The organism is Streptomyces chilikensis (assembly GCF_001642695.1).
GTDB classification, from domain to species: domain Bacteria; phylum Actinomycetota; class Actinomycetes; order Streptomycetales; family Streptomycetaceae; genus Streptomyces; species Streptomyces chilikensis.
Genome location: NZ_LWCC02000005.1, coordinates 798519 through 822856, shown reverse-complemented (window position 1 = coordinate 822856; position 24338 = coordinate 798519). Strand labels below are relative to the sequence as shown.

The following is a 24338-nucleotide window of genomic DNA, read 5'->3' as shown; positions in this document are numbered from 1 at the left end:
CGCCGCCGTAGGATGGACGTCATGGCCAAGACCAGTACGACGACCCAGGGGCTGCGCGCGGCGATCGAGCGCAGCGGCTACTACCCGGCCCTCGTGGCCGAGGCGGTGGAGTCCGCCGTCGGCGGGGAGCCCGTGCGGTCGTTCCTGGTCCACCAGGAGACCACGTTCGACGCCAACGAGGTCCGCCGCCACGTGACGGTGCTGGTGCTCACCGGCAACCGCTTCATCGTCAGCCACACCGACGAGCAGAACGCCGACAGCACCTCCCCGTCGCCCTACGCGACGACGTCGACGGAGTCGGTGAAGCTGGAGAAGATCTCCTCGGTGGTGGTCAGCCGCGTCGTCTCCGACCCCGAGACGTACACGCCGGGCAGGCTGCCCCGCGAGGTCGTGCTGACCATCGGCTGGGGCGCGGTCTCCCGCATCGACCTGGAGCCCGCCGCCTGCGGCGACCCCAACTGCGACGCCGACCACGGCTACACCGGCAGCTCCACCGCCGACGACCTCAGCCTCCGCGTCAGCGAGGCCGGCGACGGGCCGGAGACGGTCGCCCAGGCGCTCTCCTTCGCGCAGGCGCTCTCCGAGGCGATCGCGGACACCTCCCGCTGATGACCCACGCCGCATGGGACGACTGGGAGCGGGCCAACGCCGCGTCCGCCCCCGGCCACCCGGAGCCGCTGCCGCTGTCCTCCGCCCCGGTCCCCGAGTACGGCAGCGGCTCGCTCGCCGACCTGCTGCCCACCCTGGCCGCCGGGATGGGCGTGCCGGGCTTCACGGCCGCCGTACCGGAACTCGCGCCCGCCGACCGGGCCTGCGTCTTCCTGATCGACGGCCTGGGCTGGGAGCAGCTGAAGGCGCACCCCGACGAGGCGCCCTTCATGACCTCCCTGCTGGCCTCCTCGCGCGGCGGCACCGGACGCCCGCTGACGGCCGGCTACCCGGCCACCACGGCCACCTCCCTGGCCTCGATCGGCACCGGCCTGCCCCCGGGCGCGCACGGCCTGCCCGGCTACACGGTCCGCAACCCGGAGACCGGCGAGCTGATGAACCAGCTCCGCTGGAGGCCCTGGACGTCGCCGGAGGCCTGGCAGCCCCACCCCACCGTGTTCCGGACGGCGGAGGCGGCCGGCGTGCACGCCGCGCAGGTGTCCTCCCCGGCCTTCGAGACCACCCCGCTCACCGAGGTCGCGCTCAGCGGCGGCGTCTTCCACGGCCGGCTCGCCGGCGAGGAGCGGATGGACCTCGCCGCCGCGCAACTCGCCGCGGGCGACCGCGCGCTGGTCTACACGTACTACTCCGAGGTCGACGGCGCCGGCCACCGGTTCGGCGTCGACTCCGACACCTGGCGCGGCCAGCTCGGCTACGTCGACCGGTTGGTCCAGCGCCTCGCCGAGCAGCTCCCGCCGCGCAGCGCCCTCTACGTCACCGCCGACCACGGCATGATCGACGTGCCCTTCGACGAGGAGCACCGCATCGACGTCGACGAGGACTGGGAGCTCAAGGCAGGCGTCGCCCTGCTGGGCGGCGAGGGCCGTGCCCGCCACGTCTACGCGGTGCCGGGGGCCGCCGGCGACGTGCTGGCCGTCTGGCGCGAGGTCCTCGGCGAGCAGTTCTGGATCGCCTCGCGGGACGAGGCGATCGCGGCCGGCTGGTTCGGCCCGCACGTCGACGACCGGGTGTACGCCCGCCTCGGTGACGTGATCGCGGCCGCCCGCGACGACGTCCTGCTGATCGCCTCCCGGCGCGAGCCCAAGGAATCCCTGATGGTCGGCAACCACGGGTCGATGACCCCCGCCGAGCAGCTGGTGCCCCTCCTGGAGGTCCGCACCTGACGGCCCGCGCCGTCGCCCCGTTCCGTCCTCCTCCCATCCGCACGCTGACCGAAAGGCGTTCGACCCGTCATGCCAGAGCTGGTGTTCTTCTCGGGGACCATGGACTGCGGGAAGTCGACCCTGGCGCTGCAGATCGCGCACAACCGGTCCGCCCGCGGGCTGGAGGGGCTGATCTTCACCCGTGACGACCGGGCCGGTGAGGGCAAGCTGTCGTCACGTCTGGGTCTGGTGACCGACGCGGTGGAGGCGGGGCCCGGGTTCGGCCCGTACGGCTACGTCGTGGACCGGCTCCAGCGGGGCGGCCGGGTCGACTACGTCATCGCGGACGAGGCACAGTTCCTGGCACCCGAGCAGGTCGACCAGCTCGCGCGCATCGTCGACGACCTCGAGATGGACGTCTACGCCTTCGGCATCACCACCGACTTCCGCACCCGTCTCTTCCCCGGCTCGCAGCGGCTGATCGAACTCGCCGACCGGGTCGAGACGTTGCAGGTCGAGGCGCTGTGCTGGTGCGGCGCCCGGGCCACGCACAACGCCCGCACGGTGGGCGGCGTGATGGTGGTCGAGGGCGAGCAGGTCATGGTGGGCGACGTGGCGAACCAGCCGGACGAGATCGGCTACGAGGTGCTGTGCCGGCGCCACCACCGCCGGCGGATGACGAGCGCGACGGCACGGGCGGGAGCGCTGTCGCCGGACGTGCTGCCGGTCAGCTCGGCCTGAAGGCGCGCCGGGACGATACCCGTTCCGGCGGCGGCCCGGACCGGGCGGCGCGGTGGTGCGGCGACCCGGCGGCCCCGGGTCAGCGGCCGGCCCTGCGGGGGAAGCCGAGGGCCACCACCGCCGTCAGGGCGATGCCCGCCGTCGCCGCGAGGAGGCCGGTGCGCATGCCGTCCACCGTGGCGGACGCCGAGGCCCGCTCACCGAGGCCGGCGAGGCCGACCAGGACCGCCAGGCCACCGCGCCGCCGACCTGCCGGGCCGTGGACGCCATGCCGGAGGCGATGCCCTGCTCGCGGCCGGAGACGCCCGCGGTGGCGGCGCCGAACATCAGGGTGTGGCCGCGCCCTGGCCGAGTCCGAGGGCCAGGAAGCCGGGGACCAGCGCGGTGCAGGAGCCGTCGGCGGTCATGGCGAGGGCCACCATCGCCGTGCCCACCGCCCCGAGGCCCGGGCTTCCGGTCATCGCGGTGCGGGTGCCGAGCCGCGTGGTGATCCGGCCGGCGAGGAGCGAGCCCGTGGTGATCGCCAGCATCGGGGCGAGGTAGGCCAGGCCGCTGCGCAGGGCGTCGTGGCCGAGCACGTGCTGGAAGTGGACGGTGAGGAAGCAGGCGAGACTGCCGATCGTCGCCATGTGGAGGAACGTCACCGCCATGCCGGTGCGCAAGGCGCGGTCGCGGAGCAGCCGCAGGGGCATCAGGGGTCACGGGTGCGGGTCTCGACGAGGAGGAAGGCGGCCGGCAGGGCCGTGCCCGCCATGGCGGAGAGCACGACCGTGGCCGGCAGTCGGCCCGACTCCGGGCCCTGGACCAGGGCGACGACCACGCCTGTCACGCCGAGCGTCGAGGTCAGGGCGCCGGGCGGGTCGAAGCGGCGGCCGGCCCGCCGGGCGGTGTCCGGGGTGAGGAGACGGAAGGCGGCCGCGACCGCGATCAGGGCGAGCGGGACGTTGACGTACAGCACCGAGCGCCAGCCGAGGTACTGGGTCAGCGCTCCGCCGAGCAGCGCGCCCACGACGAGGCCGCTGCCGCCCGCCGCGCCCCACACCGAGTAGGCGCGATCGCGTTCGCGCCCCGCCGCGAACAGCGTGCCCACGAGGGTGGGCGTGGCGGGGAAGAGGAAGGCGCCGCCGACGCCCTGCACGGCGCGGGCCGCGACCAGCAGGCCGGGTCCCGTCGCGAGGCCTCCCGCCAGCGACGAGATCCCGTACAGCCCCAGTCCGAGCACGAACGTGCGGCGCGGGCCGAACAGGTCGCAGGCCCGGCCGCCGTCACCGGGGTGGCCATCAGCGGGCCGCCCGCTCGTCCTCGCCGGCGACCTTGGCGGTGCTCAGGGCGATGCGGTTCCAGGTGTTGATGGTGAGGATCAGGGCGAGGACACGGGCCAGTTCCGCCTCGTCGAAGTGGCGGGACGCCTGCGCGTAGACGTCGTCGGGGACGCCGTCCCGGGAGACGAGGGTGACGGCCTCGGTCAGCGCGAGGGCGGCCTGCTCCTTCTCCGTGAAGAAGCTGCGGGCCTCGCGCCACACGCCGATCATGTGCAGCCGGGCCTCGTCCTCGCCGGCCTTGCGGGCGTCGGAGGTGTGCATGTGGAGGCAGTAGGCGCAGCCGTTGAGGAGCGAGGCGCGGATCTGGATCAGCTCGACCAGGGCCGGGTCGAGGCCCTCACGGGCGGCGGCGTCGAAGCCGATGAGGGCCTTGAACGCCCTGGGGGCGGCCTTGGCGAAGTTGATCCGCGGAGCGTGGGCGTGAGTGGTCGGGGCGGCGGCGTGGGGAGCGGTCGAGGTGTTCGCGTCGTTCGTCATGACCACGAATCTAGGGCCGGGAAAGACCTCGGCTATGGTGCATTCCCATGCCGGAATCCTGGGTCAATTCGGCGGAGCGCATCGGCAGCGACCTGCACCTGGACCTGTCCGGTCCCGGCAGTCGCCGCGCCGTGCTGATCCGCGCCCTGCGGGACGCCGTGCGGGAGGGGCGCCTCGCGCCGGGCGCCCGGCTGCCGCCCTACCGCTCGCTGGCCGCCGACCTCGGCCTGGCCCGCAACACGGTCGCCGACGCCTACGCCGAACTGGTCGCCGAGGGCTGGCTGACCGCACGTCAGGGCTCCGGGACCCGGGTGGCGGAACGCGCCGCGCCGCCCGAGCGGCCACGCAGACCGAAGCCCGCACCCGGACGGCCCGCCACTGCCGTGCACGACCTCCGCCAGGGCACCCCGGAGGCCGCCTCCTTCCCCCGCACCGCCTGGCTCTCGGCCGCCCGGCGGGCGCTGGGCGCCGCGCCCGACGCGGCCTTCGGGCCCGGTGATCCGCGCGGGCGCATCGAGTTGCGCCGCGCGCTCACCGACTATCTGGCGCGCGCCCGCGGGGTGCGCGCCGACCCGGAGCGGATCGTGGTGTGCTCCGGCTTCGCCCATGCGCTGCGGCTGCTGTCCGGCGGCTCGCCCGGCGCGGGCGGCGGTGTTCTGCGCGGGCCCTTCGCCGTGGAGTCGTACGGGCTCGGCTTCCACCGGGAGATCCTGGAGGGCTCGGGAGTGCGCACCGTGCCGCTGGGGCTGGACGCCCGGGGCGCCCGCGTCGAGGAGCTGGCCGGGCAACCGCGGGTACGGGGCGTGCTGCTGACCCCCGCGCACCAGTTCCCGACCGGCGGCCCGTTGCACCCGGCCCGGCGCGCCGCGGTCGTCGACTGGGCCCGTGCGGGCGGAGGGCTGGTCCTGGAGGACGACTACGACGGGGAGTTCCGCTACGACCGCGAGCCCGTCGGCGCCCTGCAGGGCCTGGACCCCGAGCGGGTCGTCCACCTCGGTTCGGTCAGCAAGAGCCTGTCCCCGGCCGTACGGATCGGCTGGATGGTCCTGCCCGAGCACCTCGTCGACGGCGTGCTCGCGGCCAAGGGCGAGCGGGAGGCGTGGGCGGGCGTCCTCGACCAGCTGACGCTCGCCGAGTTCATCGCCTCCGGGCAGTACGACCGTCACGTTCGCCGGATGCGGCAGCGCTACCGGCGCCGCCGCGACCAGCTCGTCACCGCCCTCGCCGAACGGGCCCCGCACGTCACGGTCACCGGCATCGCGGCGGGCCTGCACGCGGTCCTCAGGCTGCCGCCCGGCACGGAGGCGTCCGTGGTCAAGGCGGCGTCCTGGCAGGGGATCGCGCTGGACGGCCTCGCCGGGTTCCGCCACCCACGGGCAGCCGTGCCGGCCGGCGACGGTCTCGTCATCGGCTACGCCACGCCGGCGGAACACGCCTACCGGGCGGCGCTCGAGGCCCTGCTCCGTGCCCTGCCCCCCTCGGACGCCGCCTCCTGAGCCCGGACGCCGCCTCCCGGGCCCGGACGCCGCCTGCCGAGCCGTGTCCTGACGGGCCGTCGGCGTGCCGCCGCCCCGCCGCGGGCCGGGACGACCGGCGCGACGGCACGAGCGGCGGGGCGGACGCCGCGGCACCGCACGGCCGGGGCGGCGTGACGGCTCCGGCCGGACGCGCGGGACGTGTGGTCACCGGCGGACGGTGCGGAAACCCGGCCGGATGTGCCGCGGACGTTCGACGTTTCCGGAGGGTTCCCGGGGCCGGCCGGCCTCCTCACGGGGCCGATCTCCCCTTCACGTCCCTCCGCCCCGCGCCCGTGGGTACCGTCGGGTGTGAGCCCATCGGCGTGCACCCAGGGGGAACCGCGTGAACCAGAGGAAACGCACACGACTTCCGGCGTCCGTCACGGCGCTCGTGGCCGCGGCCCTGTGCCTGACCGCGCCGCAGGCCGTCGCCGCCTCCGAGGGGGCGGTGACGGCCTCCGCCGTCGCGGACTGCCGGGACACCTGCGTCCTCGGCGTCCGCGCCGCGACCCACCCCCGGTACGACCGGTTCGTGATCGACCTCGGTGCGGGCAAGCTCCCGCGGTGGACGACGAGCCTCCAGAAGGGCGGTCGCCTGACCATGGGGGAGGGCGCGGCCGTGCCCGTCAAGGGCGACGAGTACCTGAAGATCACCCTGCACCGGGCGACCGGCTTCGACTTCGCCGGCGGCACGCCCGTGTACAGGAGCCCGCGCCACCAGACCTACGACTTCCCCAGCCTCAAGGGCCAGGGGCAGTTCCGGTACGCCGACGCGTCGGCCCGCGAGTTCCACATGGGTCTCGCCCTGGGGAAGTACTCCTCCTACCGCCTCTTCGCCCTCACGGCCCCGAACCGCGTCGTGGTGGACGTCCACCACTGACCGGCCGCCGGAACGGACGTCCGCGGACCGGAGCGTCCGGGACCGCCCCGCCGGGGGCCCGTCTCCGCACCGCCGTCAGCCGCGCCGGCGGATCATCAGTCCGAGGGGCGTGCCCTCCGGGTCGACGACCGTGACCGTCCGGCCGTAGGGGCCCTCGTGCGGGGCCTCGGAGATCCGGCCGCCCAGGTCGACCGCGCGCAGCGCGGCGGCGTCGACGTCCTCGACCTGGAACCAGGTCACCCAGTGCGGTCCCCGGTCGAAGGTCTCCCCCCGGCCGAGACCGCGGATCGAGGCGATCGGACGCCCCCCGGCGTGCAGGACGGCCCTCTCGGCGCCTTCCGGGTTGACCTCCCTCTCCGAGGCGAAGCCGAACACGCGCTGGTAGAAGGGGGCGATGCGGTGCGGCTCGTAGGTCAGCAGCTCGTGCCAGACGGGGACGCCCGGGCCGTCGCCGGGTCCGTCGAACGGGGCGGCGCTCCGGATGCCGAAGACGGCCCCCGAGGGGTCGGCGCCGATCGCCAGGCGGCCGCCCTCACGGTCGTTCAGCGGTCCGACCCCGATGGTGCCCCCGCAGGCCCCGACGGCCATCGACGCCAGGTCGAGGTCTGCGGAGAGCAGGAAGGGGGTCCAGGAGGCGGCGCGGGACGCCCGGTGCGGCGGTACCTGCCCGATGGCGGCGACCGGACGGTCACCGGCGAAGGCCCGCAGGTTCATGCCGAGTCTGGGCGGGCCCGGCCGGAACTCCCAGCCGAGGAGCTGCTCGTAGAAACCCTTGAGCCGCTCCGGCCGGGGCGCCACGAGGGTGACCCAGCCGGGTGTGCCGGGCGCCCCCGGCGCGTTCCCGGGACCTGCCACGCGTGTCGTCTCGGTCACCTCGGCCGTCCCTGTTCCCCTCGCGGTCCCCATGGTGGCTCCCGTCCGTCCTCAGCGCGTCGGTTCTCCGCAATGCCCCTTGCCCGCTGAACGCGAACCCATGCCGGCACGCACACAGTGTGTCCCAGGCGGAGCCCTCCGTGACGGAAGGCCGTGGCGGAAGGCCGTGACGGAGCACGTCGGCCGAAGCCGTGCGCCCTGCCACCCCCGGGGCCACCATTGGGGCAGGATGCGGCCATGGACGACATCCTTCACGGCGGCCCCGACATCGGCCGGCCGCTGATCTCCGCTCGAAGACTGGCCCGCTTGCTGGACGGACCGGGGCGGCCCGTGCTGCTGGACGTGCGCTGGCAGTTGAGCCTGGCCGCGGCCACCGGCGCCCCGCCGTTCGACGGGCGGGCCGAGTACGAGGCCGGGCACCTGCCCGGTGCGGTCTTCGTCGACCTGGACCGTGACCTGGCCGCCCCGCCGGGGGCGGGCGGGCGCCACCCGCTGCCCGACATGGCGACCTTCGGGACCGCGATGCGCCGTGCGGGCGTGTCGGCCGGACGGCCGGTGGTGGTGTACGACGGCGGCCTCGGCTGGGGGGCCGCCAGGGCCTGGTGGCTGCTGGAGTGGACCGGGCATCCGGACGTGCGGGTCCTGGACGGTGGGCTCGGCGCGTGGGACGGACCGCTCAGCACCGACGTGACGGTGCCCGACGAGGGCGACTTCGTGCCCGTGCCGGGCGCGGGCGGTTCCGGGCTGCTCGACGCCGAGGGCGCCGCGCGGATCGCCGGTTCGGGGCTGCTGCTGGACGCGCGCGCCGGCGAACGGTACCGGGGCGAGGTGGAGCCGATCGACCCGGTGGGAGGACACATCCCCGGTGCCGTCTCGGCGCCCACCACGGAGAACGTGGCGGCGGACGGACGCTTCCTGCCCTCGGGGGAACTGGCCGAGCGCTTCAAGTCGCTGGGAGTCACGCCGGGTTCGCGGGTCGGCGTCTACTGCGGATCCGGGGTGTCGGCGGCGCACGAGATCCTCGCGCTCGCGGTGGCGGGTGTCCCGGCCGCGCTGTACGCGGGCTCCTGGTCGGAGTGGACGGCCGATCCGGGGCGGCCCGTGGCGACCGGACCGGACCCCCGGTAGACGGCCGTGGGCCGCGGGGATCCCCGCGGCCCGCGCCGCTACTCGGAGTTCTTCTTGCGGCGGGTGCCGAAGACGATCTCGTCCCAGCTCGGCACCGCCGCGCGGCGGCCCGGACGGACCCCGTCCGCCTCCGCCTGCCGGTCGGTCGCGCCGATCAGCCGGTCCCGGTGGCTGCTGACCGCCCGCGGCATCAGCACGTCCGCGTACGCCGCGCCCGCCCCCGCGGACGCGGCCGGCGGCTCCTCGACGTCCGGTTCGGTGTCGGGTCCGTCGGGGCCCTCCCCGGGCAGCTCGGGGACCACCAGGTCGCCCCGGAAGCTCGGCACCGCCTCCAGCAGGCTGGTGAGCGAATCGCCGCTCTCCTCCACCGGATCGGACGGCGGAGCCTGCGCGGGCACCACCGCCCGCTCCGGCCGGTCACGGTCGCGCGGCAGCCGCGCGATGCGCGGCACGAACGGATGCGCCGGTTCCGCCGGACCCAGGTCGTCGGACTCGCCGATCAGCGAACGCGCCTCGTCGTCCACCGCGGCCACCAGGCGGCGCGGCGGGTCGTAGGTCCAGCTCGCCGTGTGGGGCTCCCCGGCCACGCGGTAGACCAGCAGCACCTCCCAGGTGCCGTCGTCGCGGCGCCAGGAGTCCCACTGCACGGTGTCCTTGTCGGCGCCGCGCAGCAGCAGCCGCTCCGCGACCGCCTCGCCCAGCGGGGGACCGGTGTTCTCGCCCGGGCGTCGCACCGGGGTCTTGCGGGCGCGCTCCGCCATGAAGGCGCGCTCGGCCAGCACGGGGCCCTCGAAGCGCCGCACCCGGTCCACCGGAATGCCGGCCATCTGGGCGACTTCCTCCGCGGTCGCGCCCGCCCTTATACGGGCCTGGATGTCGCGGGGGCGGAGGTGGCTCTCCACCTCGATCTCGATCTGACCGAGACGGGGGCGGTCACCGCGCACGGCGGCGCGCAGCCGTTCGTCGATCGGAAGCGTGTACTCCGTGCTGTCCGCAGCCTTGAGCACCAGCCGTGTGCCGTCATTGGAGACGGCCACGACACGCAGTTCGGGCATGGGGACCTCCCGGGTGGTGCCTGCCGACGTCACGTGCGTCGCTGCTTCCGCTAGTCGAGTGTGGCCTGCCCGGGTGCAGCCTGCCACAACCTTGCCGAGTTGCCCGGCGTGTCGGACGCCGAGGCCCAGGCGCACCGCTATGGCACGGTTACCTGTGTGCAACGTCAAGTGACCCACATCGGTCACCCTGCGCAACAGTCTCCCTCCCCGGCGCTCCTGACGGATCGCGGGCACCCGGGCGGGAGTCCGGACCCAGGGCTCCGAACACTACTCCATTTGGGCCACGTGCGTGGATTGGCACGCCGGTCGGATCGGGGCGGGTCGCCCCGAGATCGTCACGGCCCGACGCCCCAACGACCCGACGGCCCTTGAAACGTGGCGCACTTCACGCCCCGGTCCACGCCCCTGATCCCTGCCCCGTTCCCGGGGTTCCAATCACCCGCACCGCTTCCTCCCGGTGTGTCCGTCCGCCGTCACCCGCTGTCACTCCCCGAGGATCCGCCTCAGGTAGTCGTTGTGGAAACGCCGCTCGGGGTCCAGCCGGTTCCGCAGTTCCCGGAACTCACCGAAACGGGGGTAGACCCCGTCCAGGTACTCCGCGTCGCGGGTGTGGATCTTCCCCCAGTGCGGTCTGCCCCCGTACGCCGTGAAGATGCGTTCCGCGGCGGTGAAGTACGCCCGGTACGGAGTCCCCCTGAACATGTGCACGGCTATGTATGCGCTGTCCCGGCCGCAGGCGGTGGAGAGCGGTATGTCGTCGGCGGGCGCGGTGCGCACCTCCACCGGGAAGCTGATCCGCAGCCCCGACCGGTCGACCACGGACCGCAGTTCGCGCAGCGCGTCCACCACCGTCTCCCGCGGCAGGGCGTACTCCATCTCCACGAACCGCACCCGGCGCGGCGAGGTGAACACCTTGTAGGGGATGTCGGTGTAGGTGCGAGGGGAGAGCGCCCGGCTGGACACCCGGGCGATCGCCGGTACGGCCGACGGCACCGCCCGGCCGAGCCGGTTGGCCGCCTCGAAGACGCCGTTGGAGAGGAACTCGTCCTCGAACCAGGCGCCCGCCCGGCCCAGCGGCCGGGGAGGACCGGGGCTGCGGTTGTTGCGCTTGGTGTTGCAGTTGCCGGTGTGGGGAAACCAGTAGAACTCGAAGTGCTCGTTCTCGGCCCAGAGTTCGTCGAAGGACGCGGTGACCCGGTCGAAGCCCATCGGCTCCTCGCGGGCGGTCAGCAGGAAGACCGGCTCCACCTCGAACGTGAGCGAGGTGACGACGCCCAGCGCGCCCAGGCCGATCCGCGCGGCGGCGAACACCTCGGGGTTCTCCTGCGGGGAACAGGTGAGCACCGAGCCGTCCGCGGTGACCAGTTCGAGGGCGGTGACCTGCGCGGCGAGGGAGCCGGACTCCCGGCCGGTGCCGTGGGTTCCGGTGCCGACGGCGCCGGAGACCGTCTGCTCCATGATGTCGCCCATGTTGGTCAGCGACAGGCCCTCGCCGGCCAGGGCGGAGTTGAGCTGTTTCAGCGGCGTTCCGGCGCCGACCGTGACGGTGCCGGCGGCCCGGTCGATCCGGTGGACCCCGGCCAGCCGTTCGGGCCGGATCAGCACGCCGTCGGTGGCCGCGGCCGCGGTGAAGGAGTGGCCGGTGCCGGCCGCCTTGACCCGCAGCCCCTTCTCCGCCGCGCGGCGCACGGCCGCGGCGACCTCCTCGGCGCTGCCCGGCGCGATCTGCTGCGCGGGGCGGGCGGTGACGTTGCCCGCCCAGTTACGCCAGGTGCCGCTCCGCCTTGCCCGTGCGCTCGCCGTGCTGTTCGACAACGGTGCCTCCCCGCCACGGAGCCGGCCTGCACAGCCGGCGGTACCCGAGGAAACCGACCGCCACCGCGGCCGCTCCGGCGATCCCCGGAACCACGTACCCGGCCTTCGCGCCGGCCGTGTCGATCACCAGGCCGGCCACCGAGGAGCCGAGCGCGACGCCGACGGCGAGCCCGGTGCTGATCCAGGTCATGCCCTCGGTCAGTTGCGCGCGTGGTACGTGCTGCTCGATCAGGGACATCGTGGTGATCATCGTGGGAGCGATGAAGAGGCCCGCGACGAACAGCGCCACGGCCAAGAACGGCAGGTTCCCGACCAGTTGGAGGGGGATCATACTCGCGGCCATCGCGCAGACGCCCACCAGCCAGAGCCGTTCCGGACGGCCCTGGACGCGCAGCACCCCGAAGACCAGGCCGGCCACGCAGGACCCCGCCGCGTACACCGCCAGCACCAGGCTGGCCGCAGCCTTCTGCCCCAGCTCCTCGGCGAACGCCACCGTCACCACGTCGACCGCGCCGAAGACGGTCCCGGTGGCCACGAAGGTGGCCACCAGCACCTGGAGCCCCGGGGAGCGCAGCGCGCTGCCGCGCACGTGCTCCTCGGGTGGGTGCGGACGCGGCTCGGTGGCGCGCTGGGAGGTCAGCCAGAACACGCCGATCGCCATGAACACCGCCGCCAGCAGCGGACCGGCCTCCGGGAACCAGGCGGTGGACAGGCCGATCGAGACGATCGGGCCGACGATGAAGCAGACCTCGTCGACGACCGACTCGAAGGAGTAGGCCGTGTGCAGCAGCGGGGTGCCGCGGTAGAGGGCCCCCCACCGGGCGCGGACCATCGACCCCAGGCTCGGCACGCAGCCGACCAGCGCGGCGAAGGCGAACAGGGTCCAGTCCGGCCACCGGAAGCGGGTCGCCGCCAGCAGGCCGGCGGCCCCGGTGAGCGCCACCAGCACCGCGGGACGCAGCACCCGGCTCTGGCCGTGGCGGTCGACCAGGCGGGAGATCTGGGGACCGAGGACGGCCGAGGAGAGCGCGATGGTCGCCGAGAGCGCGCCGGCCAGCCCGTAGCGGCCGGTGACCTGGGAGATCATGGTGACCACGCCGATGCCCATCATGGACAGCGGCAGCCGGCCGACGAGACCTGCGGCGGCGAAACTGCGAGTGCCGGGCGGCGCGAAGAGGGCGCGGTAGGACGTGGGCACGGGCTCTCCGGGGGAAAGGGGCGTCGTTGCCCTGGTCGCGAAGTGGTTGGCTGATACAGCTTACGGCTGCTCCGATCAGGTGTTCCCCGGGTGCGGGGGTGCTTGAACAGGGTGCGCGGGGGCAGAGGGGGCGCAGGCCGCCGGGCGGCCCTCGACGGGTGGCCGGCTTCCCGCGGGCCGGGCGGCCCGGTTTCCCCGTGACCGGTCGCCGGTGGGAGGATCGGGGCATGCCAGATGTGCTCGAATCCTCCTCCAGTGGCCCTTACGACGCGTTGCTGCTGCTTTCCTTCGGCGGCCCGGAAGGCCCCGAGGACGTTGTCCCGTTCCTGGAGAACGTCACCCGCGGCCGCGGCATCCCCAAGGAACGCCTCAAGGAGGTGGGCCGGCACTACTTCCTGTTCGGCGGCGTGAGCCCGATCAACGACCAGAACCGCGCGCTCCTGAGCGCCCTGCGTGCGGACTTCGCGGAGAACGGCCTGGACCTGCCGGTCCACTGGGGCAACCGCAACTGGGCCCCGTACCTGACCGACACCCTCCGCGAGATGGTCCAGGACGGCCACCGCCGCATCCTGGTGCTGGCCACCAGCGCCTACGCCTCCTACTCGGGCTGCCGGCAGTACCGCGAGAACCTGGCGGACGCCCTGGCCACCCTGGAGGCGGAGGGCCTGGAGCTGCCGCGGGTGGACAAGCTGCGGCACTACTTCAACCACCCGGGCTTCGTGGAGCCGATGGTCGACGGCGTGGTCGAGGCACTGGCGGACCTCCCCGAGGAGGTGCGGGACGGTGCCCACCTGGCGTTCACCACGCACTCCATCCCGACCGCCGCCGCGGACACCTCCGGTCCGGTCGAGGAGCACGGCGACGGCGGTTCCTACGTCAAGCAGCACCTCGACGTCGCCCGGGTGATCGCCGGCGCGGTGCGCGAGCGCACCGGGGTGGACCGGCCCTGGCAGCTCGTCTACCAGTCGCGTTCCGGCGCCCCGCACATCCCGTGGCTGGAACCGGACATCTGCGACCACCTCGAGGAGCGGCACGCGGCGGGCGTCCCGGCCGTGGTGATGGTGCCGATCGGCTTCGTCTCCGACCACATGGAGGTGCTCTACGACCTCGACACGGAGGCCAGGGCCAAGGCGGAGGAACTGGGGCTGCCGGTGCGCCGCTCGGCGACCGTCGGCGCCGACCCCCGGTTCGCGGCGGCGATCCGGGACATGATCGTGGAGCGGGCCGCGGTGGAGTGCGGGCAGCGGGTGACGCCCTGCGCGCTGGGCGCCCTCGGCGCCAGCCACGACGTCTGCCCGGTGGGCTGCTGCCCGGCGGCGCGCGACCCCAAGCCGGCCGCGGCCGGCGCGGACAGCCCGTACGCCTGAGCGGCGGGGGCGGCGTGTGCGCGCCGCCCCGGTCGCCCGCCGCCCCGCCAGCCCGACACCGGACCGAGAGGACGCGAGGACACCGTGACGGATGCGCACCAGACGGATCTGCGCCAGGAACTGCTGGAGATCGGCCGGGAGGCGGCCCGCCGGGCCGGTGAGCTGCTGCGGGACGGCCGTCCCGCGGACCTCGCGGTGGCCGCCACCAAGTCCAGCCCCATCGACGTGGTGACCGAGATGGATCTCGCCGCCGAGAAACTGGTCGTCGACCTGGTGTCGGCCCGGCGGCCCGACGACGGCTTCCTCGGCGAGGAGGGCGCGTCCTCGGCCGGCACCAGTGGGGTGCGCTGGGTGGTCGACCCGCTCGACGGCACCGTCAACTACCTGTACGGCCTGCCCTCCTGGTCGGTCTCGGTCGCCGCCGAGGTGGACGGCGAGACCGTGGCGGGCGTGGTGGAGATCCCGATGCGGGGGGAGTCCTTCCACGCGGTCCTCGGCGGAGGAGCCTGGGCGACGGGGGCCTGGGAGGGGGAGCGGAGGCTGGCCGTGCGGCCGTCGCCGCCCCTCGACCAGGCGCTCATCTCCACCGGCTTCAACTACGTCACCGCGGTGCGCGCCCACCAGGCCGAGGTGGCGCGTGAGCTGCTGCCCCTGGTGCGCGACATCCGCCGGGGCGGGTCGGCCGCGGTGGACCTCTGCGACCTGGCGGCGGGGCGGCTCGACGGGTACTACGAGCGCGGCCTGCACCCCTGGGACCGCGCGGCCGGGGACCTGATCGCCCGGGAGGCCGGAGCCGTCACCGGCGGACGGACCGGCGGACGCCCGTCGGACGACCTCACGGTGGCGGCGACCCCGGGGGTCTTCGAGCCGCTGCAGGGTCTGCTGGAGCGGCTCGGGGCGTGGCACGACTGAGGGTGGGACGGGCGGCCCGCGCACACGTGAACCCTCGAAGGCCCGGAGTCGAACATCTGGCCTATGCCAGATTTCTTTGCCGCCGAAGGTTTCCATCCCGTGACGCGTGGGGAGGACGGTTTCCAACCCCGCGATCACGCTCCGCACGTGCCGCACCACCATGCGACACGTCACGGCCCCGTCGTCCGCTCGTCCCGTTTCCCCGCAAGGCACGGCCGGACGCACCGCCCGCGTGATCGTCCCTTCCCGACCCACGACCCAGGACGAGGGGGCGCCGCATGGACGCATTCACCGCAGGGCTTCTGAAGCGCATAAGGGCTGCCGAGTCGCACCTCACGCGGGCACGCGACGAGGGCGACGAGTTCGCCGCCGAGGTGGAGCAGGGCGAGCTGGACGACCTGCGCCGTCTGGCCGCCGAGCACGGTGTGGAGGTCGGCGCCGCGAGCGTCTGACGGCACACCGGGCGTCGCGACCGAGCACCACGCGGACACCGGCAGCACGAGGGGCCCCGGCACCGGCCGGGGCCCCTTCGCCTTTCCCGCCCCGGCCGCCTTACGGCCGACTTACCGGACCAGGAGGCAGGATGGAGGCGGTCCCACCGGCACGTCAGGCCGGTGGCAGTCAGGAAGGAAGGCCGACGTGCGCGTACTCGTCGTCGAGGACGAGCAGCTGCTCGCGGATGCGGTGGCCACCGGTCTGCGCCGTGAGGCGATGGCCGTCGACGTCGTGTACGACGGCGCCGCCGCCCTCGAGCGCATCGGTGTGAACGACTACGACGTGGTCGTCCTCGACCGTGACCTGCCGCTGGTGCACGGCGACGACGTGTGCCGCCGGGTCGTCGAGCTGGGAGCTCCCACCCGGGTGCTGATGCTCACCGCGTCCGGCGACGTCAGCGACCGGGTCGCCGGACTGGAGCTGGGGGCGGACGACTACCTGCCCAAGCCCTTCGCGTTCAGCGAGCTCACCGCGCGCGTGCGGGCCCTGGGCCGCCGCACCAGCATGCCGCTGCCTCCGGTGCTGGAGCGGGCCGGCATCCGGCTCGACCCCAACCGGCGCGAGGTGTCCCGGGACGGCAGGCAGATCCAGCTGGCCCCCAAGGAGTTCGCGGTCCTCGAGGTGCTGATGCGCAGCGAGGGAGCCGTGGTGTCGGCGGAACAGCTGCTGGAGAAGGCCTGGGACGAGAACACCGACCCCTTCACCAACGTGGTGCGGGTGACGGTGATGACGTTGCGCCGCAAGCTGGGCGAGCCGCCGGTGATCATCACCGTGCCGGGCTCCGGATACCGGATCTGACGCCGTGGCCACCACCCCGGCGCCGCCCCCGCCCCCGCGCATCCCGCCACGTCCGACCTGGGACCCCAAGGAACAGCGGCCGAGCCTCCCGTGGCTGCGCCCGACGATCCGGATACGGCTCACGCTGCTGTACGGCGGCATGTTCCTGATCGCCGGCATCGTGCTGCTGTCGATGATCTACCTGCTGGCCGCCCAGGCGATCTCCACGGGCAACCAGCCGCCGTTCAAGATCGTCGAGTTCACCGACGTCAGGGTGACCAGCGACCGGTGCCCCGCGGTCAACCAGGGCGAGCTCCCGCTCGAGCAGTTCAACACGGAGATCGCCCGCTGCATCGACCTCGAGCGCCAGGCCGCTCTCGACAGCCTGCTCAGCCGTTCCCTGCTGGCGCTGCTGGGGCTCGCGGTGATCGCGTTCGCCTTCGGCTACGCGATGGCGGGGCGGGTGCTCTCGCCGCTGGGCCGGATCATCCGCACCGCCCGCGCGGTGGCCGGATCCGACCTGTCCCGGCGCATCGAGCTGGACGGCCCGGACGACGAGCTGAAGGAGCTGGCGGACACCTTCGACGACATGCTGGAGAGGCTCCAGCGGGCCTTCACCGCCCAGCAGCGGTTCGTCGGCAACGCCTCGCACGAACTGCGCACCCCCCTGGCGATCAACCGCACGCTGCTGGAGGTGCACCTGTCCGACCCCGACGCGCCGCCCGAGCTGCAGCAGCTGGGCCGGACCCTGCTGGCCACCAACGAGCGCAGCGAGCAACTGGTGGAGGGCCTGCTCCTGCTGGCCCGCAGCGACAACCAGATCGTCGAGCGCAAGCCGGTGGACCTCGCGGAGGTGGCCACCCGCGCCCTGGACCAGGTGCGCGGCGAGGCGGCGACGCGGGACGTGGAGTTCCGCGGCGCACGGTCCTCCGTGGTCGTCCAGGGCAACGGCGTCCTGCTGGAGCGGATCGCGCTGAACCTGGTGCAGAACGCGGTGCGCTACAACGTGCCCGAGGGCGGCTGGGTGGAGGTCACCACCGGTACCGAGCAGGGCCAGGCGGTGCTGGTGGTCACCAACACGGGGCCGGTGGTGCCCGCCTACGAGATCGACAACCTGTTCGAGCCTTTCCGGCGGCTGCGGACCGAGCGGACCGGCAGCGACAAGGGCGTCGGGCTCGGCCTGTCGATCGTCCGCTCGGTGGCCCGGGCGCACGGCGGGCACATCACGGCCATCCCCCGGGAGGGTGGCGGGCTCGTGATGAGGGTCACTCTTCCCCTCTGAACGAGTGACATCCTGTTCGCTGTGCGCTGAATCCCGGAGTGTCGCGTCGGAGTGGGGGCTGTGGGATCGGTCACAGATGCGTCACGGAGGGCCTCTACTCTCCGTGACGAAAGCGCGCTCCGAAAATGAGGGAAATCCGGGTTTTCGGGCGTCCTGATGCCGGGCAGTACACGGAGGGACGCCTTTGGACTGGGGCATTCGCAGGGTGTACGGTCCGGTTCGCCATCCGAGCCGATCACTCTTCGGGAGTCCGGTTGGGTGTCGATTGAGTAACAGACCTTGATGTGAGGCAAAATCTCCGCCTCGGGTCGGGCACAAGTCCGGCCTCTCACGCGTTACGTGCGCTGGAGACACCCAAGACCACCCAGAGGGGGAGAGCGACATGGCAACCGACTACGACACTCCACGCAAGACCGACGACGACGTCGACTCGGACAGCCTGGAAGAACTGAAGGCGCGGCGGAACGACAAGTCCACCTCCGCGGTGGACGTCGACGAGTTCGAGGCCGCCGAGGGCCTGGAACTGCCCGGAGCGGACCTCTCCAACGAGGAACTCGCCGTCCGGGTGCTGCCCAAGCAGCAGGACGAGTTCACCTGCATGAGCTGCTTCCTGGTGCACCACCGCAGCCAGCTGGCCCGCGAGAAGAACGGTCAGCCGATCTGCCGCGACTGCGACTGAGGCGGGGTCGGCCGTGAAAGGCTCGACCCCTCCCTGGAAGCGCCGCCCCCGCACGCGGGGAGCGGACCCCGAGCCGCCCCTCGGCTCGAACGGCGCGCGTGACGTCGAAGAGCGGGGCCCCCGTGCCGTGACAGGCGACGGAGCCCCGCTCGAACCGGCCGGCGGCGGCCTCCCGGCGCCGGCCGCGCCCGGCGGTCCCGCCGCCCTGCGGCGGGCCGCAGGCAGGCTGCAGGCCGCCGTCGGCCTCGTCGCCGACCGGATGATCGCCATCGCGCCCCGTGTCCCGGTGCGCGACCTGGACACCCTGCGGCAGCACTTCCCGGGCCTCGGCCCCGAGGAGATCGCCGACCGGCTCGTCGCCGGTGCGGCCAAGGCCTCGGCGACCGTGGGAGCGGGAGTGGGCGCCGTGAACATGCTGCCGGTCCCGCCGGCCATGGCGGCCAGCCTCGCCGCGGAGATCACCGGTGTGGCCGCCGTCGAGCTGAAGCTCGTGGCGGAACTCCACGAGGTGTACGGACGGCGCCCTCCGGGCGACCTCCGGGCCCGCAGCACCGCCTACCTCACGGCCTGGACCTCCGAGCACGGCGTGAAGGCCGGCAACCCGTCCAGCCTTCCCAAGGTCGTCGACAACGGCCTCAAGCAGGCGCTGCGGCGGCAGATCAAGAGGCGCCTGGTCCGCAACGTGCCGAACCTGCTGCCCCTCATGCTGGGCGCCGCCGTGGGCGCGGTGATCAACCGGCGTGACACCAGGCGGTTCGCCGAGCACATCCGCGAGGACCTGCGCGAGGCACAGGTTCCCTGGGAGCGGCTGGGAGACCTGCCCCCGCTGGAGAAGCCCGCCCAGCCCCTGCCGCTGCCCGAGACCGGGCGGGGCCACCACGCACCGGAGCGGCCGGAGTCAAGGCCCCGGCCCGGAGATCCCCGGAACGAATGACGGCGGGCGGCTACGCGGCCGTCGTCCGGGCCGCCTCCACCGCCGCCGCGAGCCGATCCGGCTCACGCGTCGACAGGTAGAGGTACGGAGTCGGGTCCTGCGGGTCGACGACCTCGATCCGCAGCGCCCCCGGCACGTAGGCCCGCAGCAGCATGAACGCGCGCGGATCGGCCTTGTAGGACCGCCAGGCGCGCGCCTCGGCCGGCTCCAGCACCTCGGCACCGCCCAGCGCGGACACCGGAATCCGGGCGTCGCCCGCGATCAGCGAACCGCCCGCCACCCGGATCCGCGCGGAACCGTAGGAGCTCACCACCATCGCCGACCCGGCCGCGCCCACCGCCAGACCGCCCAGCATGGGCAGCACCCCGAACGGATAGACCACCAGGGCGGCCGCCACGCCCAGCAGCAGGCAGTAGAGCCACCAGTGCCACGGCGCCGACAGCCGCTCGTCGTAGGAGACGGCCGCCCGCGCCGGGGTGCCGTCGGCGGACGACGACCGGGCCGGCCCGGAGGGCCGCGGCGAGGACGCCGGCGCGGACCCGGCCGAGGACGGCGAGGAGGACGCGGACTGCTGGGGGGACTGCGAGGGGGAACGCTCCATGGAACCAAGCTTGGCACGGTGTCGGCCCCTCGCGTACGCGCGGGTAAGGTCTGCGCCGTGAGTGCAACGAACACGGCCGTGCAGCCCCCCGCCGACGCCGCCGCCCCGGTGCGGCACCCCGAGGCGCCCGCCCCCGGCGAGCCCGTCGGATCCCACTACGCGAACTGTTTCGGCTGCGGTCCCGACCAGCCCCACGGCCTCCACCTGGCCGCCCGGGCGGGCGAGGGCGTGGACATCACGGCCGAGTTCACCGTGCGGCCCGAGCACCAGGGCGCCCCCGGACTCGCCCACGGAGGCGTCCTCGCCACCGCGCTGGACGAGGCGCTGGGCGCCCTCAACTGGATCCTGCGCGTCATCTCCGTCACCGGCCGGCTGGAGACCGACTACCTGCGCCCGGTGCCGGTGGGCAGCGTGCTGCACCTCTCCGCCCGGGTCACCGCCCGGGCCGGCCGCAAGATCTACGCCACCGCGGAGGGACGCCTGGACGGGCCCGACGGCCCGGTGGCGGTCCGCGCCGACGCGCTGTTCATCGAGGTCAAGGTCGACCACTTCATCGAGAACGGCCGCCAGGAGGAGATCCAGGCCGTGATGCACGACCCCGACGTGCGACGCCAGGCGCGCGCCTTCGAGGTGAACCCGTGAGCGGTGGCCTCGAGGTGCTGATCCGCCGGATCGACCCCGAGGTGCCGCTGCCCGCCTACGCGCATCCCGGCGACGCGGGCGCCGACCTGCGCACCACCGAGGCGTGCGAACTGGCCCCCGGCGAGCGGGCGGTGCTGCCCACCGGGGTCTCGATCGCCCTGCCCGAGGGGTACGCCGCCTTCGTGCATCCGCGGTCGGGACTGGCCGCCCGGTGCGGTGTGGCCCTTGTGAACGCCCCAGGGACGGTGGATGCCGGGTACCGTGGGGAGATCAAGGTGATCGTGGTGAATCTCGACCCGCGCGAAAGCGTGCGGTTCGAGCGCTTCGACCGGATCGCGCAACTGGTCGTCCAGCAGGTCGAGAGGGTCCGCTTCCAGGAGGTGGCGGAGCTTCCCGGCTCGGTACGGGCCGCGGGGGGCTTCGGGTCCACCGGCGGTCATGCCGCGGTGGGCGACTTGGCGGGTGGGAATCGATACGGTTCGGTCGTATCCGACCGGGAAGGACAGTGACGTGTTCGGACGTCGCAAGAAGGGCACTGCCGCCGACAGCGCGGCGGGCGAGGCCGAGCAGGTCGTCGGCGGTGTCGGCAGCGGGGCGGACGAGGCCGAGGCGGAGCGGGTGCGGCTGGAGCCGGCCCCGCGACCCGACGGCCCCTGGGACAGCTCCGAGGTCCGTGAGCCGGGCGAGGGCCGGGTGGACCTCGGCGGCCTGTTCGTGCCGGGAGTCGACGGCATGGAGCTGCGCGTGGAGGTCGCCGGTGACGCCATCGTCGCCGCGACCGTCGTGCTGCGCGACAGCGCCGTCCAGCTGCAGGCCTTCGCCGCCCCCAAGCGCGAGGGCATCTGGGGCGAGGTGCGCGAGGAGATCGCCTCCGGCATCACCCAGCAGGGCGGCATCGTCGACGAGGTCGAGGGACCGCTGGGCTGGGAGCTGCGCGCCCAGGTCCCGGTGAAGCTGCCCGACGGAACCGGCGGCTTCCAGGTCGTGCGGTTCGTCGGCGTCGACGGCCCGCGGTGGTTCCTGCGCGGTGTGATCTCCGGCCAGGGCGCCGTGCACCCCGAGGCGGCGGGTCTGCTGGAGCACATCTTCCGCGACACCGTCGTGGTGCGCGGGGAGGGCCCGATGGCGCCGCGCGACCCGATCGTCCTCAAGCTGCCGAACGACGCGCAGATGGTGCCGGAGGGCATGCAGGCGCCGGCCGAGGACCAGGGCTCCCGCTTCGCCGGCGGCATCGGCCAGCTCCAGCGGGGCCCGGAGATCTCCGAGGTCCGCTAGCGCCGCGTTCCGCCGCCGCGTCCCGCGGGAGCGGGGCGCGGTGCGCAGGGACGCGTGTGCGCGGGGCGTCCCCGCCGCCGTACGGGCGTGACCGCGCCGCGGGCCCCGGGAGGCCCGGTCTCCGCGGGGCGAGCCGTGGCGCGGCGCGGGTGAGGCCCGCGCCCGGCCGTGCGGCCCCCCGCGCCCGGCCGTGCGGCCCCCGGCGGCCGCAAGGCGCGCCCCGGCGGCACGAGCCCCGCCTTGGCGGCACGAGGCCGCGCAGAGGGAACGGGTGTGCTCCGCGACGCGCGTCGCTCCGGCGGTGCGGCCCTCCGGCGGTGCGGCCCTCCGGGCGGAGGCCGCGACCCCCGCACGCGCGGGGGAACCCGTGGCCCGGGCCGGGCGTTGGAGGGGCGAGGGGCGGCGGACGCCCCGAGGCCGGGGAGGGGTGGCGTATGAGCATGGTGCGGGTCGAGGACGTGTGGAAGACCTACGGCACGGGCCCCGCCGCCGTGACCGCCCTCCGCGGCGTCTCCCTGGACATACCGCAGGGGGAGCTCGTCGCCCTCAAGGGCCGCTCCGGCTCCGGCAAGACCACGCTGCTGAACATCGTCGGCGGCCTCGACACCCCCGACTCCGGCACCGTGGTGGTGGACGGCCACGACCTGTCGTCCCTGGACGAGGAGAAGCTGCTCGCCCTGCGCCGCGACCGCATCGGCTTCGTCTTCCAGTCCTTCGGGCTGATACCGATCCTCACCGCCGCCGAGAACGTCGGCGTCCCCCTGCGCCTGCGCGACGCGGACCCCGCCGAGCGCGAGGAACGCGTCGGGCTGCTGCTCTCCCTGGTGGGCCTCGCCGGACACGCCGCCCAGCGCCCCGCCGAGCTGTCCGGCGGGCAGCAGCAGCGGGTGGCGACGGCCCGCGCCCTCGCCAACAGCCCGGCGCTGCTCATCGCCGACGAACCCACCGGCCAGCTGGACGCGGAGACGGGCCACTCGGTCATGGAGCTGTTGCGCGCCGTGGTCCGCAGCGAGGGCGTCACCGCCCTGGTCGCCACGCACGACAACACCCTCCTCGACCTCGCCGACCGGGTGCTGGAACTGGCCGACGGCGAGGTCGTAAAGGCCTGAGACCGGCACCCGCGCGGATCGTGCGGAAGGCCGCATTCCGCATGGGTTCCGGCGTCTCCACACCCCCGGTAGGCTGCAGACATGAGTGCTGTTCCCCGTTCCGACAAGCCGGTGGGCCGGTTCCGCCGCATGATCGACCGGCTCTCCTCGTCCCAGGAGGACTTGGAGCGCGAGGAGCTGCGGGAGGAGACGGACACCGCTGGAATGACCCGAATAGGTGACTGCAGCGACCGTGAGGTCGTCACGGTCACTGGTACCTTGCGCACGGTCACCCTGCGCCCGCGGGCAGGTGTCCCGGCCCTGGAGGCGGAGCTGTTCGACGGCTCGGCCTCCCTGGACGTGGTGTGGCTGGGCAGACGCTCCATCGTGGGCGTGGAGCCCGGCCGCAGACTGATCGCGTCGGGACGGATCACCCTGATCCACGGCCGTCGTGTGCTGTTCAACCCCCACTACGAACTGAGACCCCTCGGACGGGAGTAGCCGGTGACGTCGCTCGACAAGCCGACCGAAGAGACGCAGCAGCCGGAGCACGACTCACGGGCTGCGACCGAGGCCGCGCTGGGCGAGGCGTTCGGCGGAATCCGCGGCATGATCGAAACGGTCGTGCCCGGACTGCTCTTCGTCGCGATCTACACCGTCAACAAGGACCTGCACATCTCGGCGATCGCCGCGCTCGCGGTGTCGTTGCTGATGGGCGTGGTGCGGCTGATCCGCAAGGACACCGTGAAGCACGCCTTCAGCGGCGTCTTCGGCGTGGCCTTCGGCGTGGTGTTCGCCATGATGACGGGCAACGCCAAGGACTTCTACCTGCCCGGCATGCTCTACACGCTGGGACTCGCGGTCGCTTACCTGCTGTCCACGGCGCTGGGCTTCCCGCTGATCGGCGTGATCCTCGGGCCGCTGTTCAAGGAGAACCTGTCCTGGCGCACCCGCAATCCCGGGCGGAAGAAGGCCTACGCCAAGGCGAGCATCGCCTGGGGCCTGATCCTGCTTGCCAAGTGCGCCATCCTGTTCCCGCTCTACTGGTGGGCGGACACCACCGAACTCGGCTGGGTGCTGATCTCGCTGAAGATCCCGCCGTTCCTGCTGGCGGTCTGGCTGACCTGGGTCTTCCTGGCCAAGGCGCCCGCCCCGATCGACGTCTTCGCCGAGATGGAGGAGCGCGAGCGGGCCGAGGCCGAGCGGGCGGAGGCCGAAGCCGCCGGGACGGCCGCCGGGGACACCGGGGCGGGCGAGCCCTCCGCCGCACCCGAGCCGGGGCAGGGCGGACGGCACCGGCGGGACGGCTGACCGCGGCCCCGCCCGCGTGCCGCCTCCGCCGCGCCCCTTCCCGCCGCGGCCTTCTCCCGGCGGGCGGGCGAGCCCGGCGGACGGGGGCCTGACGAACCGGGGAGCGGCGGAGAGCCGGCGAACCGGGCCGGCGGATCCGGGGAACCGGTGCACCACGG

At 73.9% G+C, this 24338-nt stretch carries 26 protein-coding genes and 1 pseudogene; 19 read left to right on the top strand and 8 right to left on the bottom strand.

All coding sequences use genetic code 11. The annotated features are described in order from the left end of the window. Nucleotides 1-12 precede the first annotated feature (12 nt). The 3 genes from A2U95_RS03810 to A2U95_RS03800 all read left to right on the top strand — a co-directional run bounded on the left by A2U95_RS03810 (nt 13) and on the right by A2U95_RS03800 (nt 2552). Complete coding sequence (locus A2U95_RS03810) at nt 13-609, top strand: DUF5998 family protein (RefSeq protein WP_166020807.1); 597 nt, start codon at nt 13-15, stop codon at nt 607-609. Further along, a complete protein-coding gene (locus A2U95_RS03805) occupies nt 609-1832 on the top strand; it encodes an alkaline phosphatase family protein (protein WP_166020806.1) in 1224 nt (407 codons plus the stop codon). Before A2U95_RS03810 ends, A2U95_RS03805 begins: the two co-directional genes overlap by 1 nt. 69 nt (nt 1833-1901) lie before the next feature. Next, on the top strand, nt 1902-2552 hold the full coding sequence (locus A2U95_RS03800; protein WP_166020805.1) for a thymidine kinase: 651 nt from the start codon (nt 1902-1904) through the stop codon (nt 2550-2552). A 326-nt stretch (nt 2553-2878) separates the two neighbouring features. Here A2U95_RS03800 and A2U95_RS32435 read toward each other — a convergent pair whose 3' ends face one another. The 3 genes and pseudogenes from A2U95_RS32435 to A2U95_RS03790 form a co-directional block, all read right to left on the bottom strand. Next, nucleotides 2879-3244, bottom strand: coding sequence for an MFS transporter (locus A2U95_RS32435; RefSeq protein WP_240957191.1), 366 nt, complete (start codon nt 3242-3244; stop codon nt 2879-2881). After that, nucleotides 3244-3801, bottom strand: a pseudogene (locus A2U95_RS32430) (MFS transporter); the annotation flags it as partial. The gene A2U95_RS32435 and the pseudogene A2U95_RS32430, both read right to left, overlap by 1 nt. A 31-nt stretch (nt 3802-3832) precedes the next feature. Then, nucleotides 3833-4351 carry a carboxymuconolactone decarboxylase family protein gene (locus tag A2U95_RS03790; RefSeq protein ID WP_240957189.1) on the bottom strand — a complete coding sequence of 173 codons (519 nt, stop codon included), beginning with the start codon at nt 4349-4351 and terminating at the stop codon, nt 3833-3835. 47 nt (nt 4352-4398) lie between these two features. Between A2U95_RS03790 and pdxR the strand changes: the two genes are divergently transcribed. After that, the gene (gene pdxR, locus A2U95_RS03785) at nt 4399-5847 is read left to right on the top strand and encodes a MocR-like pyridoxine biosynthesis transcription factor PdxR (protein WP_166020804.1); all 1449 of its coding nucleotides are present in this window, start codon (nt 4399-4401) and stop codon (nt 5845-5847) included. Between the two features lie 364 nt (nt 5848-6211). Beyond that, entirely contained in the window at nt 6212-6748 is a 537-nt protein-coding gene (locus tag A2U95_RS03780; RefSeq protein ID WP_166020803.1) for an AMIN-like domain-containing (lipo)protein, read from the top strand. 75 nt (nt 6749-6823) lie between these two features. Here A2U95_RS03780 and A2U95_RS03775 read toward each other — a convergent pair whose 3' ends face one another. Then, nucleotides 6824-7621, bottom strand: a complete 798-nt coding sequence (locus A2U95_RS03775) for a VOC family protein (protein WP_240957188.1) — start codon at nt 7619-7621, stop codon at nt 6824-6826. 237 nt (nt 7622-7858) lie between these two features. Between A2U95_RS03775 and A2U95_RS03770 the strand changes: the two genes are divergently transcribed. Next, on the top strand, nt 7859-8749 hold the full coding sequence (locus A2U95_RS03770) for a sulfurtransferase (RefSeq protein WP_166020801.1): 891 nt from the start codon (nt 7859-7861) through the stop codon (nt 8747-8749). A gap of 38 nt (nt 8750-8787) precedes the next feature. Here the strand turns inward: A2U95_RS03770 and sepH are convergent, their stop codons facing one another. The 3 genes from sepH to A2U95_RS03755 form a co-directional block, all read right to left on the bottom strand. After that, nucleotides 8788-9804 carry a septation protein SepH gene (gene sepH / locus A2U95_RS03765; protein WP_166020800.1) on the bottom strand — a complete coding sequence of 339 codons (1017 nt, stop codon included), beginning with the start codon at nt 9802-9804 and terminating at the stop codon, nt 8788-8790. Nucleotides 9805-10287: 483 nt separating this feature from the next. After that, nucleotides 10288-11619: a D-arabinono-1,4-lactone oxidase gene (locus tag A2U95_RS03760; RefSeq protein ID WP_166020799.1), complete on the bottom strand. Its 1332-nt coding sequence runs from the start codon at nt 11617-11619 to the stop codon at nt 10288-10290. After that, a complete protein-coding gene (locus A2U95_RS03755; RefSeq protein WP_166020798.1) occupies nt 11567-12817 on the bottom strand; it encodes an MFS transporter in 1251 nt (416 codons plus the stop codon). The genes A2U95_RS03760 and A2U95_RS03755 overlap by 53 nt, the downstream gene beginning before the upstream one ends. A 227-nt stretch (nt 12818-13044) precedes the next feature. On the opposite strand from A2U95_RS03755, the gene A2U95_RS03750 reads away from it, so the two are divergent. The 7 genes from A2U95_RS03750 (at nt 13045) to A2U95_RS03720 (ending at nt 19263) form a co-directional block, all read left to right on the top strand. Then, nucleotides 13045-14184, top strand: a complete 1140-nt coding sequence (locus tag A2U95_RS03750; RefSeq protein WP_166020797.1) for a ferrochelatase — start codon at nt 13045-13047, stop codon at nt 14182-14184. Nucleotides 14185-14268: 84 nt separating this feature from the next. Continuing rightward, nucleotides 14269-15096: an inositol monophosphatase family protein gene (locus A2U95_RS03745; protein ID WP_166020796.1), complete on the top strand. Its 828-nt coding sequence runs from the start codon at nt 14269-14271 to the stop codon at nt 15094-15096. Nucleotides 15097-15374: 278 nt separating this feature from the next. Next, nucleotides 15375-15548, top strand: coding sequence for a hypothetical protein (locus A2U95_RS03740; protein WP_166020795.1), 174 nt, complete (start codon nt 15375-15377; stop codon nt 15546-15548). Between the two features lie 187 nt (nt 15549-15735). Beyond that, complete coding sequence (locus A2U95_RS03735; protein WP_151775310.1) at nt 15736-16389, top strand: response regulator transcription factor; 654 nt, start codon at nt 15736-15738, stop codon at nt 16387-16389. A gap of 4 nt (nt 16390-16393) precedes the next feature. After that, on the top strand, nt 16394-17650 hold the full coding sequence (locus tag A2U95_RS03730; RefSeq protein WP_166020794.1) for a sensor histidine kinase: 1257 nt from the start codon (nt 16394-16396) through the stop codon (nt 17648-17650). Nucleotides 17651-18032: 382 nt separating this feature from the next. Continuing rightward, entirely contained in the window at nt 18033-18329 is a 297-nt protein-coding gene (locus A2U95_RS03725; protein WP_005481602.1) for a DUF4193 domain-containing protein, read from the top strand. A 13-nt stretch (nt 18330-18342) separates the two neighbouring features. Further along, nucleotides 18343-19263 carry an EcsC family protein gene (locus tag A2U95_RS03720; protein WP_240957187.1) on the top strand — a complete coding sequence of 307 codons (921 nt, stop codon included), beginning with the start codon at nt 18343-18345 and terminating at the stop codon, nt 19261-19263. Nucleotides 19264-19273: 10 nt separating this feature from the next. Here A2U95_RS03720 and A2U95_RS03715 read toward each other — a convergent pair whose 3' ends face one another. Next, on the bottom strand, nt 19274-19864 hold the full coding sequence (locus tag A2U95_RS03715) for a DUF3093 domain-containing protein (protein WP_166020793.1): 591 nt from the start codon (nt 19862-19864) through the stop codon (nt 19274-19276). Between the two features lie 57 nt (nt 19865-19921). Here A2U95_RS03715 and A2U95_RS03710 point away from each other — a divergent pair, with 57 nt between their 5' ends. The 6 genes from A2U95_RS03710 to A2U95_RS03685 all read left to right on the top strand — a co-directional run bounded on the left by A2U95_RS03710 (nt 19922) and on the right by A2U95_RS03685 (nt 24180). Next, on the top strand, nt 19922-20506 hold the full coding sequence (locus tag A2U95_RS03710) for a PaaI family thioesterase (protein WP_166020792.1): 585 nt from the start codon (nt 19922-19924) through the stop codon (nt 20504-20506). A gap of 14 nt (nt 20507-20520) precedes the next feature. Beyond that, nucleotides 20521-21015, top strand: a complete 495-nt coding sequence (gene dut, locus A2U95_RS03705; protein WP_166024789.1) for a dUTP diphosphatase — start codon at nt 20521-20523, stop codon at nt 21013-21015. Between the two features lies 1 nt (nt 21016). Continuing rightward, on the top strand, nt 21017-21781 hold the full coding sequence (locus A2U95_RS03700; protein ID WP_166020791.1) for a DUF3710 domain-containing protein: 765 nt from the start codon (nt 21017-21019) through the stop codon (nt 21779-21781). Nucleotides 21782-22215: 434 nt separating this feature from the next. Next, the gene (locus A2U95_RS03695) at nt 22216-22890 is read left to right on the top strand and encodes an ABC transporter ATP-binding protein (protein ID WP_166020790.1); all 675 of its coding nucleotides are present in this window, start codon (nt 22216-22218) and stop codon (nt 22888-22890) included. Nucleotides 22891-22971: 81 nt separating this feature from the next. Continuing rightward, nucleotides 22972-23370 (top strand): OB-fold nucleic acid binding domain-containing protein, encoded by a 399-nt coding sequence (locus A2U95_RS03690; RefSeq protein WP_166020789.1) that lies wholly within the window; start codon nt 22972-22974, stop codon nt 23368-23370. Between the two features lie 3 nt (nt 23371-23373). Beyond that, nucleotides 23374-24180 (top strand): DUF3159 domain-containing protein, encoded by an 807-nt coding sequence (locus A2U95_RS03685; RefSeq protein ID WP_166020788.1) that lies wholly within the window; start codon nt 23374-23376, stop codon nt 24178-24180. The last annotated feature ends 158 nt before the right edge of the window (nt 24181-24338 follow it).

Bases quoted from the DNA above. Each gene is read 5' to 3' on its own strand.
- A2U95_RS03725 (WP_005481602.1), top strand. From the start codon at position 18,033: ATGGCAACCGACTACGACACTCCACGCAAGACCGACGACGACGTCGAC.
- A2U95_RS03740 (WP_166020795.1), top strand. From the start codon at position 15,375: ATGGACGCATTCACCGCAGGGCTTCTGAAGCGCATAAGGGCTGCCGAG.
- A2U95_RS03715 (WP_166020793.1), bottom strand. From the start codon at position 19,864: ATGGAGCGTTCCCCCTCGCAGTCCCCCCAGCAGTCCGCGTCCTCCTCG.
- sepH (WP_166020800.1), bottom strand. From the start codon at position 9,804: ATGCCCGAACTGCGTGTCGTGGCCGTCTCCAATGACGGCACACGGCTG.
- A2U95_RS03695 (WP_166020790.1), top strand. From the start codon at position 22,216: ATGAGCATGGTGCGGGTCGAGGACGTGTGGAAGACCTACGGCACGGGC.
- A2U95_RS03770 (WP_166020801.1), top strand. From the start codon at position 7,859: ATGGACGACATCCTTCACGGCGGCCCCGACATCGGCCGGCCGCTGATC.
- A2U95_RS03805 (WP_166020806.1), top strand. From the start codon at position 609: ATGACCCACGCCGCATGGGACGACTGGGAGCGGGCCAACGCCGCGTCC.
- A2U95_RS03790 (WP_240957189.1), bottom strand. From the start codon at position 4,351: ATGACGAACGACGCGAACACCTCGACCGCTCCCCACGCCGCCGCCCCG.
- A2U95_RS03750 (WP_166020797.1), top strand. From the start codon at position 13,045: ATGCCAGATGTGCTCGAATCCTCCTCCAGTGGCCCTTACGACGCGTTG.
- A2U95_RS03810 (WP_166020807.1), top strand. From the start codon at position 13: ATGGACGTCATGGCCAAGACCAGTACGACGACCCAGGGGCTGCGCGCG.
- A2U95_RS03690 (WP_166020789.1), top strand. From the start codon at position 22,972: ATGAGTGCTGTTCCCCGTTCCGACAAGCCGGTGGGCCGGTTCCGCCGC.
- A2U95_RS03800 (WP_166020805.1), top strand. From the start codon at position 1,902: ATGCCAGAGCTGGTGTTCTTCTCGGGGACCATGGACTGCGGGAAGTCG.
- A2U95_RS32435 (WP_240957191.1), bottom strand. From the start codon at position 3,244: ATGCCCCTGCGGCTGCTCCGCGACCGCGCCTTGCGCACCGGCATGGCG.
- pdxR (WP_166020804.1), top strand. From the start codon at position 4,399: ATGCCGGAATCCTGGGTCAATTCGGCGGAGCGCATCGGCAGCGACCTG.